This is a genomic window from Rhodoferax ferrireducens (genome assembly GCF_003347515.1).
Lineage (GTDB): Bacteria > Pseudomonadota > Gammaproteobacteria > Burkholderiales > Burkholderiaceae_C > Rhodoferax.
In genome coordinates, this window is sequence record NZ_QEII01000303.1 from 90,531 (window position 1) to 108,225 (window position 17,695).

The 17,695-nt window shown below is 63.5% G+C and carries 11 protein-coding genes; all 11 read left to right on the plus strand.

Annotated features, from left to right (window positions below):
* Positions 1-34: 34 nt before the first annotated feature.
* The 11 genes from C5P05_RS23635 to C5P05_RS23685 all read left to right on the plus strand — a co-directional run bounded on the left by C5P05_RS23635 (position 35) and on the right by C5P05_RS23685 (position 17,660).
* Entirely contained in the window at positions 35-2,314 is a 2,280-nt protein-coding gene (locus tag C5P05_RS23635; protein ID WP_114972310.1) for a nitric-oxide reductase large subunit, read from the plus strand.
* A 299-nt stretch (positions 2,315-2,613) separates the two neighbouring features.
* A complete protein-coding gene (locus tag C5P05_RS23640; protein WP_114972311.1) occupies positions 2,614-5,736 on the plus strand; it encodes an efflux RND transporter permease subunit in 3,123 nt (1,040 codons plus the stop codon).
* Positions 5,737-5,773: 37 nt separating this feature from the next.
* Complete coding sequence (locus C5P05_RS23645) at positions 5,774-6,214, plus strand: hypothetical protein (RefSeq protein WP_114972312.1); 441 nt, start codon at positions 5,774-5,776, stop codon at positions 6,212-6,214.
* Positions 6,215-6,244: 30 nt separating this feature from the next.
* On the plus strand, positions 6,245-9,388 hold the full coding sequence (locus tag C5P05_RS23650) for an efflux RND transporter permease subunit (RefSeq protein WP_114972313.1): 3,144 nt from the start codon (positions 6,245-6,247) through the stop codon (positions 9,386-9,388).
* Positions 9,389-9,450: 62 nt separating this feature from the next.
* The gene (locus C5P05_RS23655) at positions 9,451-10,119 is read left to right on the plus strand and encodes a fibronectin type III domain-containing protein (protein WP_157979441.1); all 669 of its coding nucleotides are present in this window, start codon (positions 9,451-9,453) and stop codon (positions 10,117-10,119) included.
* A gap of 27 nt (positions 10,120-10,146) precedes the next feature.
* Positions 10,147-10,452: a PepSY domain-containing protein gene (locus tag C5P05_RS23660; protein ID WP_114972315.1), complete on the plus strand. Its 306-nt coding sequence runs from the start codon at positions 10,147-10,149 to the stop codon at positions 10,450-10,452.
* 55 nt (positions 10,453-10,507) lie between these two features.
* On the plus strand, positions 10,508-11,452 hold the full coding sequence (locus tag C5P05_RS23665) for a hypothetical protein (protein ID WP_157979442.1): 945 nt from the start codon (positions 10,508-10,510) through the stop codon (positions 11,450-11,452).
* Positions 11,453-11,481: 29 nt separating this feature from the next.
* On the plus strand, positions 11,482-12,375 hold the full coding sequence (locus C5P05_RS23670; RefSeq protein WP_114972317.1) for a hypothetical protein: 894 nt from the start codon (positions 11,482-11,484) through the stop codon (positions 12,373-12,375).
* Between the two features lie 20 nt (positions 12,376-12,395).
* On the plus strand, positions 12,396-14,156 hold the full coding sequence (locus C5P05_RS23675) for a peptidoglycan-binding protein (RefSeq protein WP_114972318.1): 1,761 nt from the start codon (positions 12,396-12,398) through the stop codon (positions 14,154-14,156).
* Positions 14,153-16,126 (plus strand): ATP-binding cassette domain-containing protein, encoded by a 1,974-nt coding sequence (locus tag C5P05_RS23680; RefSeq protein ID WP_114972319.1) that lies wholly within the window; start codon positions 14,153-14,155, stop codon positions 16,124-16,126. Before C5P05_RS23675 ends, C5P05_RS23680 begins: the two co-directional genes overlap by 4 nt.
* 13 nt (positions 16,127-16,139) lie before the next feature.
* On the plus strand, positions 16,140-17,660 hold the full coding sequence (locus C5P05_RS23685; RefSeq protein WP_114972320.1) for a hypothetical protein: 1,521 nt from the start codon (positions 16,140-16,142) through the stop codon (positions 17,658-17,660).
* Positions 17,661-17,695 lie beyond the last annotated feature (35 nt).

Consider the following 17,695-nt stretch of genomic DNA (forward strand, 5'->3'; position numbering starts at 1 on the left):
GAAATTTTTAACCCACCAACAAGGAATCTTTGCCATGCATGCCACACGCAAACTCTGGACCTGGCTCGCCGTCATCTGTGTACTGTCTTTCGCCGTTTTGGGCTGGGTCGGGACCGAGATTTATGTGACAGCGCCGCCTATTCCCAAACAAGTCATCAGTACCAAGGGGACGGTTTTGTTCTCCGAAGGACAGGTTCAGCGCGGCCAGGAAGCCTGGCTGTCGGCCGGCGGCCAGCAGCTGGGCTCGGTCTGGGGCCATGGCAGTTATCTCGCCCCCGACTGGTCGGCCGACTGGCTGCACCGCGAAGCGCTGGCCCTGCGTGAAGTCTGGGCCCAGCGTGATTTCGGCAAGCCCTATGCGCAATTGGAGGTGGGCCCGCAAGCCGAACTCAACGGCCGGCTCAAGGAAGAGATGCGGCGCAACAGCTATGACGCCAGCACCGGCAACCTGACCCTCTCGCCCGAGCGCGCCGAGGCGGTGGCCCAGGTGGTGGCCCATTACGTCGGCCTGTTTGGCAACGAGCCGTCGCTCGACAAGCTGCGCGAACAGTATGCGATGAACCCCGACTCCCTGGCCGATCCGCTGGACCTGCAGGCCCTGCCCGCCTTTATCTTCTGGGCGTCCTGGTCGGCCGCCACGGACCGTCCGGGCGAAACGGATTTGAGCTACACCAGCAACTGGCCGCATGAACCGCTGGTGGACAACACCCCGACGGCAGGCGCCGGCATCTGGTCGATTGCCAGCATCATCTTCATGCTCGCCGCCATCGCCGGCATGATTTTTTACCACTCCACCCACAAGGAAGAGGGCGATCCGACGCCGCCCAAGAACGATCCGCTGTTCGACCTGAAACCGACGCCGTCGATGAAGGCAACGCGCAAATACTTCTACGTGGTGATCGGCCTGATCCTGGCGCAGGTCGGCATGGGCGTGATCACCGCGCACTACGCGGTCGAGGGCCAGAGCTTTTTTGGCTTCCCGCTCGGGCAGATCCTGCCCTTCACGGTGAGCCGCACCATCCATACCCAGTTTGCCGTGTTGTGGATTGCCACCGCCTGGCTGGCGACCGGCCTGTACATCGCCCCGGCGATCTCCGGCCATGAGCCCAAATACCAGAAGCTCGGGGTTGACGTGTTGTTTTACGCCCTGCTGTTCATCGTCGTCGGCTCTACCGCCTTCGGCTGGCTCGGCACTTTGCAGCGCCTGGGCAATGACTTCTCTTTCTGGATCGGCAACCAGGGCCTGGAATTCACCAGCATGGGCCGCATCTGGCAAATCCTGCTGTTCATCGGCCTGCTGTTCTGGGTCACGCTTTTGGGTCGCGGCCTGATGCCGGCCCTGAAAAAACCTTCCGAGAGCCGCGGCCTTATTGCCATGGTGTTCCTGGCCGCGCTGTGCATCGGCGGCTTTTATGCCACCTCCCTGACCTGGGGCCCACGCACCCATTATTCGATGATCGAGTACTGGCGCTGGTGGTTGGTCCACCTCTGGGTTGAAGGCTTTTTTGAAGTGTTCGCCACCGCCGTGATTGCCCTGCTGTTCACCCGCCTCGGCCTGATCCGCGCCAGCACCGCCAACAGCGCCATCGTGCTGGAAACCATCGTGTTCCTGTTCGGCGGCATTCTGGGCACCTTGCACCACCTGTATTTCACCGGCACGCCGACTTTCGTGATTGCCATCGGTGCCATGTTCTCGGCGCTGGAAGTGGTGCCACTGGCCATGATCGGGATTGAGGCCTATCGCAACTACCAGCGCTCCAAGGCCGCGCCCTGGGTGCAAAGCTACAAGTGGTCAATTTTGTGTTTCATCGCCGTCGGCTTCTGGAACGTGGTGGGCGCCGGCTTGCTGGGCTTCTCCATCAACACACCGATCGCGCTGTATTACATGCAAGGCCTGAACATGACGGCGGCCCACGGCCACGCCGCCCTGTTTGGTGTCTACGGCATGCTGGGCATTGGCCTGTTGCTGTTCTGCCTGCGTGGCTTGTCGAATCGGGCCGCCTGGTCTGACAAACTGCTGCAAGTCATGTTCTGGTCACTCAATATCGGCCTGGCCATGATGGTGTTTCTCTCGCTGGTGCCGGCCGGCATCTACCAAGCCTGGGCCAGCGTCACCGAGGGCATGTGGTATGCCCGCTCCGCGGAGTTTGTCCATTCACCGTTCATGGAAACCATGGTCTGGCTGCGGGTGCCGGGCGATATCGTCTTCACCATCGGCACCCTGTGCCTGGCCTGGTTCGCGGTCCGGCTGCTGACCGGCGGCAAGCGGCCACAACCGGTCGCCGTGCCGGTGGTCGCCAGCAAGCGCGCTTAACCGACTGAGGCATAGGCCACACGGGCGTTCTGGAGTCAGGGGAAACCCCGGTTCCAGAACGCTTTTTTATCGTATGAATGCGACAAGCAGTCGCGTTGACTACAGGCGACTCACAGGCCACGCTCCCCCCACCCTTGCCATTGACATTTCGCAAAAACGAACGCCCCCCGCATACCTAGTATTCACCATGAGAGCGTAACGATTGGTGCGAAGGCGTAACGGTTGGTTATAGGCGGCCCGTGAAGGAGAACAACGCGCACCGCCGCTGGCTCTCCCAGTTCGGAACGGAGGGTCATGTCATGCTGCAATGGATCATTTCCTCAAGCCTGCGACTTCGAACGGTCGTGATTTCCCTGGCTGTAGTGCTCCTCGTCGGTGGCATCTGGCACACCCGCAACGTACCGCTTGATCTGGTACCGGAGTTCTCGCCACTTTCCCTGGAAGTTCAAACAGAGGCGCTCGGCTTGTCGGCGTCCGAAGTGGAGTCCTTGATCACGGTACCGCTGGAGGCGGACTTGCTCAATGGCGTACCCTGGCTGCACTCGATCGAATCCGAATCGATCACCGGCTTGTCGTCGATCGAGATGTTCTTCGCGCCGGGAACCAACTTGATGCAGGCGCGCCAGATGGTGCAGGAACGGCTGACCCAGGCCCACGCGCTGCCGAATGTATCGAGTCCACCGGTGATGCTGCAACCGGTTTCATCGGCGAGCCGGATCATGAATATCGGACTCAGCTCCAAGACCGTGTCATTGATTGAGATGTCGGTGCAGGCGCGCTGGAACATTGTGCCGCGCCTGGTCGGCGTACCGGGGGTAGCCAACGTCTCGGTGTGGGGAATGCACAACCGGCAAGTGCATGTGCAGGTCGACCCCGCCCGGCTGCGCGCGAAAGGCGTCACGCTTGAGCAGATCGTCAAGACCGCAGGCGAGTCCGTATGGGCATCGCCATTGACCTATCTCAACTCGTCGACGCCGGGCGCGGGTGGTTTTATCGACACGCCAAACCAGCGCCTCGGCGTGCGGCACGTATCGCCCACATCGTCTCCGGAGAGCTTTGCCAAGGTACCCGTGTTCGGTACTTCGTTGCCGCTGCAGGATGTGGTTCGGGTGGTCGAGGACAGCCAGCCACAGATTGGCTCGGCCATTCTCAAGGACGGCAGCGGCCTGTTGCTGGTGGTCGAAAAGTTTCCTGGCGCCAATACAACGCAAGTCACCGAAGGCGTCGAGGCGGCTCTGCGGGAACTGAGCCCTGGCATGAAGGGCATCGAGGTCGACACCAAGATCTATCGGCCGGCGAGTTTCATCGAACGCGCCGCCAGGAATCTCGCCACCGGCATCGTGATCGCCTATCTGTTGGTCGTCATTGCGGTCGGCCTGCTGCTTGGCAGCTGGCGGGCGGCATTGGTCGCCGCACTCGTCATTCCGACGTCGCTGCTGGCGGCGGTCTGGGTGTTTCAAGCATGGGGCGCCGACATCAATATGCTGATGGTTGCGGGCCTGATGCTGGCGGTGGCTGTCATCGTTGACGATGCGATTATTGACGTCGATCACATTGCGCGCAGGCTGCGCGAAGCGCGCCGCGAGGACAGTCAGCAGCCAGCGCTGGACATCATTGTTCGGGCGGCCCTTGAGGTGCGCGGGCCCATGCTGTATGCGACGGCGATTCTTCTGCTCGCGGTACTGCCCGCCCTTTTCATGCAGGGCGCGTCCGCTCCTTTCTTCCAGCCACTGGTCTGGGCTTACATTGTGGCGGTGCTGGCGTCGTTGGCAGTCGCATTGACCTTGACACCGGCACTCAGCCTGTTGCTGTTGTCCTCCACTTCCTTGCCAGAGCGCACCGGATCGCGCGTGATGATGAAGATGAAAAGCGGCTCCGCTCGTCTGGTGGATGCCGCGTTGCACACACCGCTACCGGCATTCGCACTCGGCGCCATCGGAGTGGTTGTTGGCGTGCTGGTTTGGACCAATTCGGAGCGCACGTATCTGCCGGGCTTCAAGGAGACCGATGTCGTGGTGGAGTTGGAGGGCTCCGCGGGAACTTCGCTGCCGGCGATGAACCGGTCGGCGGCTTCCGTGATGAAGGATTTGCTGGCGCTCAAGGGGGTTCGCAACGCGGCCGCCCAAGTAGGTCGTGCAGTGCTTTCCAAAGAAGTAGCCGATGTGAATTCCGCCGAAGTGTGGGTCAGCATCGATCCAGATGCTGACTACGAAGACACGCTCGAAGCGATGCAGCAGGTGGTGGCCGGATACCCCGGCCTCAAAGGCGAAGTCCATACCTTCCTGTCGAAACGAATGCGAGAAACCCTGACCGGCGATGACGAGACCGTCAGCGTGCGCGTCTATGGGCACGACCAAAAGATCATTCAAGACAAGGCTGAGGAGATTCGCGACGTGCTGGCCAAAATCGACGGCATCTCGAATCCGCGCGTGGAGGCGCATGCCGAGAAGACCACCATTGAGGTCAAGGGAGATCTCGACAAAGCCCGTCACTTCGGCCTGAAGCCGGGCGACGTGCGCCGCGCCGCCTCGACGTTGATGTCGGGCATCACGGTTGGCGCGCTGTTTGAGGACCAGAAGGTGTTCGATGTCATCGTCGTGGGCAGCCCGGACGTGCGTAACAACCTGAGCGACATGCGCAATCTGCTGATTGATTCGCCGGCTGGGCCCCAGGTGCGCCTGGGCGACATTGCCGACGTGAACACGACGGCCTCGCCCGGCGTGATCCGGCGCCAGGGCGTATCGCGGCGGATCGATATCGAGGCCGACGTCACCGGGGGCGATGTTTCCGCCGTGTCGCGTGAAGTGGCCCGCCGCATCAAGGAAATGCCTTTTCCGTTCGAGTACCACGCGCAAGTGCTGGGCGAGCACTTCGCTCGTCAGGCAGCATTGCGTTCGCTGTACAGCTATTTGCTGGCTGCCGCGGCGTTGATCTTCCTCCTCCTGCAAGCAGCCTTCGGTAGTTGGCGTTTGGCCTTGTTCAGCCTTCTCGGCGTGCCGGTTGCGATGCTCGGGGGCTTCCTCGCGGTGCTCGCTGGCGATGACGGCTTCACGCTGGGGTCCATGCTCGGATTCGGCGCAGTGCTCGGGCTCAGTGTGCGCAACACGGTATTGCTGGTGCGGCACTTTCAGTCACTCGAGTTGCACGGCGAAGCGTTTGACGCGGCCCTGGTGCGCCGGGGCATGGGTGAGCGTATCCCGGCCGTACTCATCAGTGCCATCACCACCGCTATGCTGGTTCTGCCGTTTGTAGTGCTGGGTGATGTGGCCGGCCTCGAAATCCTGCACGGATCTGCGGTCGTGATCCTTGGCGGGCTGGTCAGTACCACGCTGTGGCTGCTGGTCTGTATTCCGGCGCTCTATCTGCGCTTCGGTGCGCGCTCCGCGCAAGGCACGCTCGACGTGGCGGCCGGGTCAGCCTGAGCAACGCCAATCTTCCAACGATGAATGGAGACCCGACATGAACACTTTGAATCGACTAGGCCTTGTCACACTGGTACTGGGCGCTTCGCTCTCACCGTGGGCTGCGATGGCTGCTGGCGGTGTCGCCCTGGCCAAAACGGCCGCCGCGTCGACGGTCGAAAAAATTAACGGCTCAGCGCTGAAGAAAATAACCCTGAGCCAGCGGGCGGCCGAACGACTCGACATCAAGACCGGTCAAGTCGCGGTCAATTCATCCGGGATCATGACCGCGCCCTACGGCGCATTGCTGTATGACCGAAACGGCAAAACGTGGGCGTATACCAACCCCGAACCCCTCGTGTATGTACGGCACGCCGTCGTCGTCGAATCGATCAAGGGCGGGGTGGCCTTCTTGAAAGAAGGCCCACCTGCGGGCACCGTGGTCGTCGTGGTCGGGGCGTCCGAATTGCACGGCATTGAAAGCGGCGTGGGGCACTAGTCCTTACGCCACCACCCGGAGGAGAAAGTCATGATGCGATGGGTAATCGGAACCAGCCTGCGCTTTCGCTTCCTCGTGATGGCGATCGGCCTGAGCCTCATGTACTTCGGATTTCTGCGCCTGCGGGAAATGCCGATCGACGTGTTTCCCGAGTTTGCACCGGCCAAGGTCGAGATCCAGACGATTGCACTCGGCCTCTCACCTTCCGAGGTGGAGTCGTTGATCACCGTACCGCTTGAGAATGCACTCGCCGGCGTTCCGGGCGTTGCCGATTTGCGCTCGAAGTCAGTGCCGCAGTTGTCCTCCGTGGTTGTCATTTTCAAGCCGGGTGTCGATGAGCTCAAGACCCGACAGCTCGTGACCGAACGCGTCGCCCTGGCGACCCCGAGCCTGCCAACCTGGGCCGCGCCCCCGTTCATCATGCCGCCCTTGTCGTCGACCAGCCGCGTGATGAAAATCGGCATCACGTCACCGAAGCACTCTGTGATGGATCTGTCGATGCTGGCCTACTGGACGATTCGGGCGCGCCTGCTGGGCGTGCCTGGCGTGGCCAATGTGGCCATCTGGGGCGAGCAGCTGAAGATGCTGCAGGTGGAGGTCGATCCGGATCGCCTCGCCACCTACAACGTGACGCTTGACGATGTCCAGGAGGCCGTGTCCGACACGCTTGACGTGGGCCTGCTGCGTTACTCGGGTGGCGCCCATATTGGTACTGGCGGCTTTATCGAGACACCCAACCAACGCATGGAAATTCTGCTGACCTCCGCCAGCCAGACGCCCGAAACGCTGGCGCAGGTCCCGATCGGCCTGAAAGGCGGCAAGCCACTGCTGCTGGGCGAGGTGGCGCACATCGTGTTCGGGCCACAGGGCGCGATTGGCGACGCCGTCATCAATGATGGGCCAGGGCTCATGCTGATTGTCGAGAAGTTTCCCTGGGGCAATACGCTAGAGGTAACCCGTGGCGTGGAGGCTGCGCTTGAAGCCATGAAACCCGGCTTGCCCGGTGTCGAAATCGACACCAAGATATTCCGGCCCGCCACCTTTATTGAAGATTCAATCAATAACCTGTCGCAGGCGCTGCTGATCGGTTGTGTGCTGGTCGTCTTCGTCATGATCGCCTTTCTCTACGAATGGCGCGCGGCCCTGATTGCCAGCGTGGCGATTCCGCTGTCCCTGCTCGCGGCCGGCTTGCTGCTCGCCAGCAGCGGCGTGTCGATGAACACGATGGTGCTTGCAGGCTTCGTGATTGCGATTGGCGCGGTTGTCGACGATGCCATCATCGACATCGAGAACATCATGCGGCGCCTGCGCCAGGAACGGGCCGCAGGCAGTCATCGCACCACCGCACGGGTGATCCTCGAAGCCTCACTGGAGGTGCGCAGGCCGATCGTCTATGCGACTCTGATTGTTGTGATGGCCGTGATGCCGGTTCTTTTCATGGAAGGCTTGTCGGGTGCCTTCTTCAAACCGCTGGTACTGGCCTATGTGTTGGCCATCCTGTCATCCATGGTCGTAGCCGTTACGGTGACGCCCGCACTGGGCCTGATCTTGCTGCGCAACGCCCCGCTGCAAGGTCGAGGCTCGCCGCTGGTGACCTGGCTTGCACAACGCTATTCCGTGCTGTTGAGCAAAATCGTTCAGGGCCCGCGCCTGACCCCCACGGTGGTGGTTGTGCTGGTCACACTTGGTGGCGCGGTGATGTGGCCACTGCTGGGCCATTCACTGCTGCCGTCGTTCAAGGAACGCGACTTCCTGATGCATTGGGTGACCAGCCCCGACACATCCCATCCCGAGATGGTGCGCATCACCACCCAGGCCAGCAAGGAACTGCGGGCCATCCCCGGCGTGCGCAATTTCGGCGCCCATATCGGCCAGGCTTTCGCGGCCGACGAAGTGGTGGGCGTCAACTTCGGCGAGAACTGGATCAGCATTTCGCCCGACGTCGATTACGACAAGACGATTGCGGCGATCGATGAGCTGGTCAAAGGCTACCCAGGCCTTTACCGCGACCTGCAGACCTACCTGAAGGAGCGTATCCGCGAGGTGTTGACGGGTTCAGGCGAAGCCATTGTGGTGCGCATCTTCGGTTCAGACATGGACGTGTTGCGCGAGAAAGCGGAGGAAGTACGACTCGCTATGGCAGACGTCGAGGGCCTTGATCACCTGCACAAGGAACTGATCGTGGAGGTACCGGAGATTCAAGTCAAACTGAAGCTCGATGCGGCGCAGCGCTATGGTCTGAAACCGGGTGACGTCAGGCGCGCGTCGGCCGTCCTGGTCGCGGGCGAGGAGGTTGGCGATATTTTCAACAGTGGCCGCACCTACGACGTGCAAGTGTGGACCTCGCGCGAATGGCGCCACAGCCTGACCTCGCTGCAGCGCATGCTGATCGACACGCCCACGGGCGAACGGGTACGCCTGGGCGATGTGGCCGATATCGCGGTGGTGCCGAGTCCGAATGTGATCAAGCGCGAGAACGCTTCGCGCCGCATGGATGTCGATGCCAATGTGAAGGGACGGGACCTCGAATCGGTGGCCCAGGACGTGCAGAGCCGGCTGCAGAAAATTGACTTCCCGATCGGCTACCGGGCCGTGTTGCAGGGCGAGTACGTTGAGTTGAAGGCCGCCCGTGAGCGCATTTTGTTTTACACCGGGTTCGCGCTGGTTGCGATCCTGCTGCTGCTACAACTGACCTTTCGCAGCTGGAAGCTGGCCATGATTACCTTTCTGACATTGCCCTTTGCGCTGGTCGGCGGGGTGGTTGCCGCCTATATCGCCGGCGGCGTCATTTCACTGGGCTCACTGGTGGGCTTTCTCACCGTACTGGGCATCGCCGCCCGCAACGGCATCATGATGATGTGCCACTACCAGCACCTGGAGCTGCATGAAGACGAGCCCTTCGGCCTGTCGCTGGTGTTGCGCGGCGCGCGCGAGCGGCTTTCGCCGATCCTGATGACGGCGGGTGCCGCCGGGCTGGCCGTGCTGCCGCTGGTCATCTTTGGCAATCTGCCGGGGCAGGAAATCGAGTATCCGATGGCGGTGGTCATCCTTGGCGGTCTCGTCACCTCGACCTTGCTGAACCTCTTCATCGTGCCCGCCCTGTACCTGCGTTTTGGCGCCGGGACCGCGCAGGACTCAATGCGTACGGCAACACTCAAGGCCGCCGCTGTATGAACTCGCACCGCCCCAAACACGCCGCGCCGTCACCTCGCAGCCGTGTCATCAAGGAGATCAGCATGGGACGACAGTTCATCGCAGCGGCCCTGGTTCTGGGTGTGTGCCACGGCATCGCCTACGCGGACGAACCGTTCGAGCGGATCAAGGTCTTCCTGGAACAAAACGTTCAGGACAAGGATGCTGAATTCAAAATCGAGGCCACCGGTGGTAAAGGGGGTCTCACCAGCCTGCAAGTCAAGGCACCTGACGGCCGCACCGTCATCGACTTCAAGGCGCCCGACTCCCGGCTCGGCATGCGAACCGTGCTGCTCGAATCCCCCGAACCCAAGAACGATGGCCGTGTGCAGGCTGACTTCCCTGCCGGCGCTTACACCTTCTCAGGCCGTAGCGCGAGTGGCGAACGGCTCGAAGGCACAGCGATGCTGAGCCATGTGTTCCCTGACCCAACGGCTTTCGTACACCCGCGGCCCGACGCGACAAACGTGCCGCACCAAGGGCTGAAGGTCAACTGGCGCCCTGTCAAGGGGCTGGCGGCGTATATCGTGGTCATCGAGCAAGAGGCCTCGGGTCGAGAAATCAAGGTCAACCTGCCGGCCAACACCACGACGTTCAATGTGCCGAACGGTTTCTTGCGGCCGGACACTGAATACAAACTGGCTGTCGGCACCGTGGCCCGGGACGGCAACTCCTCGTTCATCGAGACCGGGTTCGTCACCGGCAAGAAATGACTTTGACGTCTGTGCAAGGAAGCCCTCATGAAACGAGCTCACATACTGCAAGGGATAAGTCGCCGGACTCGCAGCGCGCTGATCCTCAGCTGCACGGCATTGGCATTGGCCAGCGTGGCCAGCGCCGAGAACAAGCCGCAGCAGGCCGTCAAAATCAGCGAGGAACAAGCCAAGGCGATTGCTCTCAAGAAAATGCCCGGCAAGGTGACTGACGTGGCTATCGAGAAAAAGCGCGGCAAGACCGTCTACGTCGTTGAGGTCATGACCGAGAGCCAGGGAGAAAAGGATGTCTTCATCGATATGCAGTCGGGCGCGGTCGTCGGTACGGACTGAGCGCCCAGGCAGCGCCCTATCGACTCATTTTTAACCTGCAAAAAGGACATCAGCCATGAGAACAAGATACAACCGGTTCGGCATGGGCCTGGCGCCGATCGCGAAATTATTGAGGGCGCTGCTTGTCGCCAGTGTTGGACTGGGTCTGTTGGGCGCCGCCGCCGTGGCGGCGGGCAAGAAAGCGAAGGCCGATCCGGCGGCTGACACCCCCATCGAGCAGGGGGCCAAGAAATTTGAAGAGCTTGACCTGAAGGAATTCGACCGTTCGGAGAATATTGACAACCCATGGCTGCCGCTAAAACCCGGCATGCAGTGGGTTTTCGAGGGCTATACCGAGGAGGAGGGCAAGCGCATCCCGCATCGCCTGGTGTTCAGCGTCACAGACCTTGTCAAGAAGATCGGGGGCGTCCGCAGCCGCGTGATTTTCGACGCTGATTACAGCAACGGTGTATTGGTCGAGAAGGAGTTGACCTTCTTTGCTCAAGACAAGGGGGGTAATGTCTGGCATCTGGGGCAATATGTCGAAGTGCATGAGGAAGGCGGCTTCGTTGGCGGCCAGATCTGGCATTTCGGCAACCCGGACGGCGCCAAAGCCGGCATCGTGATGCCGGCGAATCCGCAGCCTGGCACGCCGAGCTTTTCCCAGGGCTATGCACCCGCGCCTTATAACTGGACCGACCGCGGGCGCGTCCACAAGATGGGCCAGAAGATCAAAGTCCCGGCCGGAAGCTACGAGGATGTGCTAATCATGGATGAATTTGATGCCAGCAATCCCGGCGTATTCCAGCTCAAGTACTACGCGCGCGGCGTCGGCAACGTGGCGGTGGGTCACAGGGGCAAAAAAGGGGATTCGGCCGAGGTGCTGAATCTGGTCAAGGTACACCAGCTAAGCCCCGACGAACTCGCGAAGACCCGTGCGTTGGCACTGGAGCTGGAGAAACGCGGCTCCATGTATCCCCCGTCGCCGATTGAGCACGTCCCGCTGGCGAAGACTCCATGAATTTGTTCCCTGACCGCAGGAGTGAGACCATGAAAATTCTGCGTCCAGCGGCTGCAAGTGTTGCGGTCTGGCTGTTGCTCGCGGGAAGTGCCAGCAGCGCTGAAGTACGCAAGGATGCCGGCACCGAGGAGTTCGGCATGAGCCACAAAGAACTTGTTACATCGGTCGAGAAGGTGGAAGGCCTGATTGCCCAGTGCATGCGGGCGCAGGGTTTTGAATACCTCGCGGTCGACTACGACACCGTGCGCCGAGGCATGAGTGCGGACAAGAACCTGCCCGGCCTCAGCGAAGCGGAATTCACCGAGAAGTACGGCTTTGGTGTATCGACCTTGTATACCGGACGGCCACCGCAGCTGGAAACCGGCTACAGCCCCGCCAAGGTAGGTCTGGGCGAACGCAACGTGGCCCTCTACAAAGGACTGTCCGCGGCCGACCAGGTGGCCTACAGCCGCGCCCTGTTCGGCCAGAACCCGGACGCCACCTTTGCGACCAGTCTGGAGCGCGAGAACTTCGCCCGCGCCGGCGGCTGCACGCGCAAGGCGGTGGAGCAGGTCTTTACCCCCGAGCAGCTGGCGGCGAGTTACTACAACCCGAAAGATGAGCAGATCAACAGGGACCCGCGCATGAAGGCGGCGCTGCGCAAATATGCAGATGGCATGCGCAAACTGGGCTTTGACTACACGCATCCAGACCAGGTCGAAGCCGATGTGCGCAAACGGCTTGACGCGCTGACGCAAGGTCAGTCAATCCCGGCCGACAATTTGTCGGCCGAACAGCGCACGGCGCTGAAGGCCTTGCAGGACTATGAACGCCGGGTCGCGAAGAAGAACCTCGACATGATGGAGGCGCTGATCGAACCGGTCGAGGAACAAATCGCGAAGGAAATGTTCACGCGCGCTGGCAACAAGACGGGCAAGCCATGAGCCGCACGGGCGGGTGACGCATGGCCTCCCGACGCATCAGACTTCTGTCTACCGTGCTGGCGGGGGTGGCTGTGGCCGCGGGACTGGCCTGGGTTGCAGGTTCCCGCATTGAGTCGCCGGCGGAAGTTGCGGCCAGAACCGCACCGCCCACGCCCTCGCCCATCTTCGTGCCGGTCGAGAAGCGCGTGCTCGGCGCCAGCATCGTCACGCGTGGCACGGCCCGCTTCGGCTTGCCGCAGCCGGTGTCGATCGCGCCCTCGACGCTGAAAGCGGCCGCGGGCCTGATCACCATCCTGCCGGTGCGCAACACCCAGGTGCAGGAGGGCGGCGTGCTGCTCACCGCGTCTGGGCGCCCGGTGTTCGTGCTCCAGGGCGATCTGCCAGCCTACCGTGACCTTGTGCCCGGCCTCAGTGGCGATGATGTGCGCCAGCTGGAGCAGGCGCTGACTCGGCTGCGCCTCAATCCCGGTCCGGTCGACGGCGTCTACGACCAGCAGACCGCGGCGGCCGTGGCCCAGTGGTACAAGGCCAAGGGCTGGGAGCCGTTCGGACCGACGCGCGAGCAACTGGCCGCCATCCACACACTTGAACGCGAATCGGGTGATGCCGCCAAGTCCGCCATGTCCGCCACGGCGGCGGCGGCCGCCGCAGCGCCAGCGGTCGAAGCGGCGCGTGCCACGGCCGAGCACAACGCCCGCACGGCCGCGGCCGAGCTCGCCGTCCGGCTGGACGATTTGCGCGGGCTTGAAGCCGGCCGCGAGACCGATCCCGTGCTGGCGCTGCAATACGAGCGCACCAAAGCCGAACACGCCAACACCGCCGCCGAGACCGACCTGGCCGCGCAAATCGCCGACGAGGCCTTGATCAGCCTGGATCCGCGCCAACCGGAGACGACGCGCCTGGCGGCTCGGGCCAAGGTGGAACTGGCCCGCACGACGGCCCACAAGACGCGTCTTGAAGGCCAGGCGGCGGTGCTGGCTGCAGAGCGGGCCGCGGCGCAGGTGGGTCGCAAGGTCGAGCTCGGTCAGGCTGCCGTGAACTCGGCGCGCATGGCCGAGAAGGCCGCCCGCCTCGAAGGCGAGCGCGCGGTGCGGGCGGCGCTGGACGCCCAGGCGCTGGCCGGGCTGGACGCCCGCCTCGCCAACCAGCGGGCGCACCAGCTGGCCGAGGAGCTGGCATTCGCGCGCAAGAAGCTCGGCGTGCAAGTGCCGGTCGACGAATTGGTGTTTGTTCGCTCCCTGCCGGTCCGGGTTGAAGAAATCAAGGCGACGGTCGGCGCCGCCGCCAGCGGGCCAGTCCTGTCGGTCACCGACAACCAATTGTCAATCGACTCGACCTTGCCGCTGGAAGCCGCGCCGCTGGTGAAGCCGGGCATGAAGGTCACCATCGACGAGCCGGCCCTGGCGGTTAGCGCCACGGGCGTGGTTCAGCAGGTGGCCAGCACGCCAGGCACGCGCGGCGCGGATGGCTTTCACATTTACTTCGAAGTGCGGGTGGAGCCGACCGCCACGCCGCTCGAAGGCTTTTCCGTACGACTGACCATTCCCATCAAGTCGACGAATGGCGCGGTCACAGCCGTTCCCGTCAGTGCCCTGTCGCTGGCGGCCGATGGCAGCTCACGGGTCCAGGTGCAAGACAATGGCGGGCTGGCCTATGTGGTGGTCGTGCCCGGGCTGGCCGCCGACGGCTTCGTCGAAGTGACCCCGCGTAGCGGCAAGCTGGAGCCGGGGCAACTGGTGGTGGTCGGCTACAACCAGCCCAAGGGCCGGGACGAGAAATGATCCCGGTTGGGCTCGACGCACCGGCCAAGGTGCTTGAACTGTGTGGCATCAGCCGGCAATATGGCACCGATCCGGCGGTGCATGCCCTGACCGATATCAATCTGTCGCTGGAGCGCGGCGACTGGCTGAGCATCACCGGCCCATCGGGCGCCGGCAAGTCGACCCTGCTCAACATCATCGGCTGTCTCGACCGCCCGACCCGCGGGCGCTACTTCATCGATGGCATCGATACGACCAGCCTGAGCGACGATGAACGGGCCGGCGTGCGCAGTCAGCGCATCGGCTTTGTGTTCCAGTCCTTTCATCTGCTGCCGTACCGCAGCGTGCTGGAAAACGTCATGCTGGCCGAGGTCTACCGTCGCCTGCCCCAGCGCGGCCGGCGCGAGCGGGCGATGGCGGCGATCGAACGGGTTGGGCTCGCGCACCGGGCCGACTTTCTTCCCATCAAGCTGTCGGGCGGCGAGCGCCAGCGCGTTGCCATCGCGCGCGCCCTGGTGGGCTCACCCAGCCTGCTGCTGTGTGACGAGCCCACCGGCAACCTGGACTCGAAAAATTCGGCGACCATCCTCGATTTTTTCGAGAAACTCAACGCCGAGGGGCTGACCCTGGTAATCGTCACGCATGACGAAAACGTGGCGCGCCGGGCACGCCGGCGGGTACACATCGTGGATGGCGTGATGACCGAGACCGATGCCAGCGTTGCCACGAACCACCATGCGCCGGCCCAGCTTGCATCCCCGCCCGCCGTCGCGACCGTGCCACGCTCGGGCATCAGCACACACGACCTGCTGAACGAAGCGCTGGCCGGCATGTTCGCCCGGCCCGGGCGCATGCTGCTGACGGTGCTGGGCGTGGTGATCGGCATGTCGGCGCTGGTGGCAACGGTTGGTCTGACGCGCACCGCCGGCAACCGCATCATCAGCCAGTTCGACCAGCTGGCGGCCACCGAGCTGTTCGTGACCGCGCGCCCGGGCACGGCCACGGGCATGGTCGATCCGCGCGCCATTCCCTGGGACGCGCCGGCACGGCTGCAGCGCCTCAACGGGGTGGCGGCGGTGGGTTTGCTCAGCGATGTCGACATCGGCGATGCCCTGGTGAGCGCCTCGCCCGTGCGCGATCCCCTGAACCAAAGTGCCCTCAAGCTGGCGGTGCGCGCTGCCTCGCCCGACTTGTTCCGTGCCGTGCGAGCCGATCTGGCGAGCGGGCGCTTTCCCGACGCCGGCCATTCCGGCCGCGCCGACCGGGTCGCCGTGCTGGGGCCGGATGCGGCGACGCGGCTGGGGATTAACGCCTTGGAGCGGCTGCCGGCGATCGCCATCGGTGACCAGCCTTACATGGTGATCGGGGTCCTGCGCGACGTCGGTAGAAAGCCGGAGCTGCTGGGCTCCGTCCTCATTCCCGAGGGCACGGCGCGCCGCTACTTCGGCCTGACCGGACCGGGTACCGTGGTCGTCGAGACCCAAATCGGCGCCGCCTACCTGATCGCCGATCAGGCCCGCCTGGCGCTGCGGCCCGACGACCCGCGTTTGCTGAAAGTGCAGGTACCGCAGGAACCCAAGCGCGTGCGCGATGAGGTGCAGAGTGACCTCAACCTCATGTTCCTGATCCTCGGCGGCCTGTCGCTGATCGTGGGTGCGCTCGGCATTGCGAACATCACGCTGGTCGGGGTGATGGAACGCACCGGCGAGATCGGCCTGCGCCGGGCGATGGGCGCGACGCGTCGGCATATCGCCCTGCAATTCCTGTTCGAGAGCGCGTCGATGGGCGTGGTCGGTGGCATCCTCGGTGCCAGTCTCGGTGTGCTGGTCGTGATTGGCGTCTCGGCCTACCAAGTCTGGAGCCCGGTGCTGGACCCGGCGGCACCCTTGCTGGCGCCCGTGGTCGGTGGCGTGATCGGTTTGCTGTCGGGGCTCTACCCGGCGTCACGGGCCGCGCGGCTCGAACCGGCAGAAGCCTTCCATAACTCCTGATTCAAAGGCCCCCATGAACCCTGACTCCGCCCTCGCCCGCAGCATCGCGTCTGCCCTGTTGTTGCTGGCGGTCGGCGCGCCCTGCCGCGGCGCCGCGGCCAGCGACGCCGATGTGGCCGAGTTGATGCGCGCCATCGAGGAACTGCGGGCGCAGAACCAGGCGCTCGCGCAGCGAGTGAAGGAACTGGAAATCACCAAAGGCGCCCAGGCCGATGCGACGCGCACCATCATCCGCAATTCCGTCTCAACGCTGGGGTCCAAAATTAATTCGGCCGTGTCTCTTAGCGGCGCCGTCGAGATGCTCGCGGGCCGGGTCCGGGATTTTTCGGGGACGACGACCAGTGCGCTGCGGCTCAACACCGCCGAGCTGGACCTGGACATTCAGGTCAACCCGTGGACCACGGCCAATCTGGTGGTCGGCTATGTTGACGGCAGCGACGTGCTGTTCCAGGACACCCGGGGCTTCGATTCCGCAGTGGACCGATTCACCGTGGACACCGCGTCGATCACGATCGGCGATGTGCAGCGCTTCCCGCTCTACCTGAAGGCGGGTCGGATGAATCTGGGCTATGGCAGCTCGACCGGCGTGCATCGGGCGGACGTGCTCTCCATCGAGAACCCGCTCACGACTGACGCCTTCGAGACGCGACGGGACGCCATCGGCATCGGCTTCGGCTGGCCGACGCCGGCCCTCTCCCGCACGCCACCGCCGGTGATCGTGCCGACGGTGCGGCCGCTGCTGCTGGCGCCGCTGGTAGGCACTCTCGGCCGGCAACTCGGCTACGCGCCACCGCCCGAACGCCTGCCGCCGCCCACGCCGGTGAGCTTCCCGCCCGAGGCGCCGCCCTTCTACGGTGGCTTGTTGTTCTACGAAGGCCACAACGTGGGCACACCGCGCGGCTTCAGCCACAACGTCAACGGCCGGATCGGCTACCGGACCGGCGGACATTGCGGCAAGCCCTACAGCGACCTTCGCCGCACCGATTTCTGCCCCTGGTCGTTCGACCTCAGCGTCGACTACATCTCATCGGTCTTCGACAGCCGCTTCCTCGCCTCGGAATACCGTCCATTCCTGGACCAGTTCGGGGCCGTGCGCGGCTTGGCGTCGACGGTCAAAATGTCACTCGGCCCGGTGCAGCTGGTGGGCGAATGGACCGGCGCCACCGGTCGCGCCGTGTTCCAGGATGGCGCGGGCACGCCGATCAGCATCAAGCCGAGCGCCTGGCAGCTGGCCCTGGCTTATCAGTTCGACTGGAACCCGTGGGTCGAGACCATTGGCGCCCAGGGCACCTATGTGGCCCTCGGCTACTCCCAAAGCCGCGACCTCGCCGGTGCAGCGCAGCTGTTGAACGGGGAGCTCACGCGCGTGGGCTTCCTGCCGCGCTCGCGCTGGACGCTGACCGCCGGCGAATGGCTGCAGGAAGGACTCAAGGTGCAGCTGGAGTATTCGCGCACCACCGACTATTCCATCGGCCAGGGCGGCACAGGTGCCACCGGAAGCGGCCTGCAGATGACGCTGACGTACAGCTGGTAGCTATTATTATAATAGCTACTTACGCTTATTCTACG

Excerpts from the sequence above, each read along its gene's own strand:
- C5P05_RS23640 (WP_114972311.1), top strand. The coding sequence starts at position 2,614 with ATGCTGCAATGGATCATTTCCTCAAGCCTGCGACTTCGAACGGTCGTG.
- C5P05_RS23675 (WP_114972318.1), top strand. The coding sequence starts at position 12,396 with ATGGCCTCCCGACGCATCAGACTTCTGTCTACCGTGCTGGCGGGGGTG.
- C5P05_RS23680 (WP_114972319.1), top strand. The coding sequence starts at position 14,153 with ATGATCCCGGTTGGGCTCGACGCACCGGCCAAGGTGCTTGAACTGTGT.
- C5P05_RS23635 (WP_114972310.1), top strand. The coding sequence starts at position 35 with ATGCATGCCACACGCAAACTCTGGACCTGGCTCGCCGTCATCTGTGTA.
- C5P05_RS23645 (WP_114972312.1), top strand. The coding sequence starts at position 5,774 with ATGAACACTTTGAATCGACTAGGCCTTGTCACACTGGTACTGGGCGCT.
- C5P05_RS23670 (WP_114972317.1), top strand. The coding sequence starts at position 11,482 with ATGAAAATTCTGCGTCCAGCGGCTGCAAGTGTTGCGGTCTGGCTGTTG.
- C5P05_RS23650 (WP_114972313.1), top strand. The coding sequence starts at position 6,245 with ATGATGCGATGGGTAATCGGAACCAGCCTGCGCTTTCGCTTCCTCGTG.
- C5P05_RS23655 (WP_157979441.1), top strand. The coding sequence starts at position 9,451 with ATGGGACGACAGTTCATCGCAGCGGCCCTGGTTCTGGGTGTGTGCCAC.
- C5P05_RS23660 (WP_114972315.1), top strand. The coding sequence starts at position 10,147 with ATGAAACGAGCTCACATACTGCAAGGGATAAGTCGCCGGACTCGCAGC.
- C5P05_RS23685 (WP_114972320.1), top strand. The coding sequence starts at position 16,140 with ATGAACCCTGACTCCGCCCTCGCCCGCAGCATCGCGTCTGCCCTGTTG.
- C5P05_RS23665 (WP_157979442.1), top strand. The coding sequence starts at position 10,508 with ATGAGAACAAGATACAACCGGTTCGGCATGGGCCTGGCGCCGATCGCG.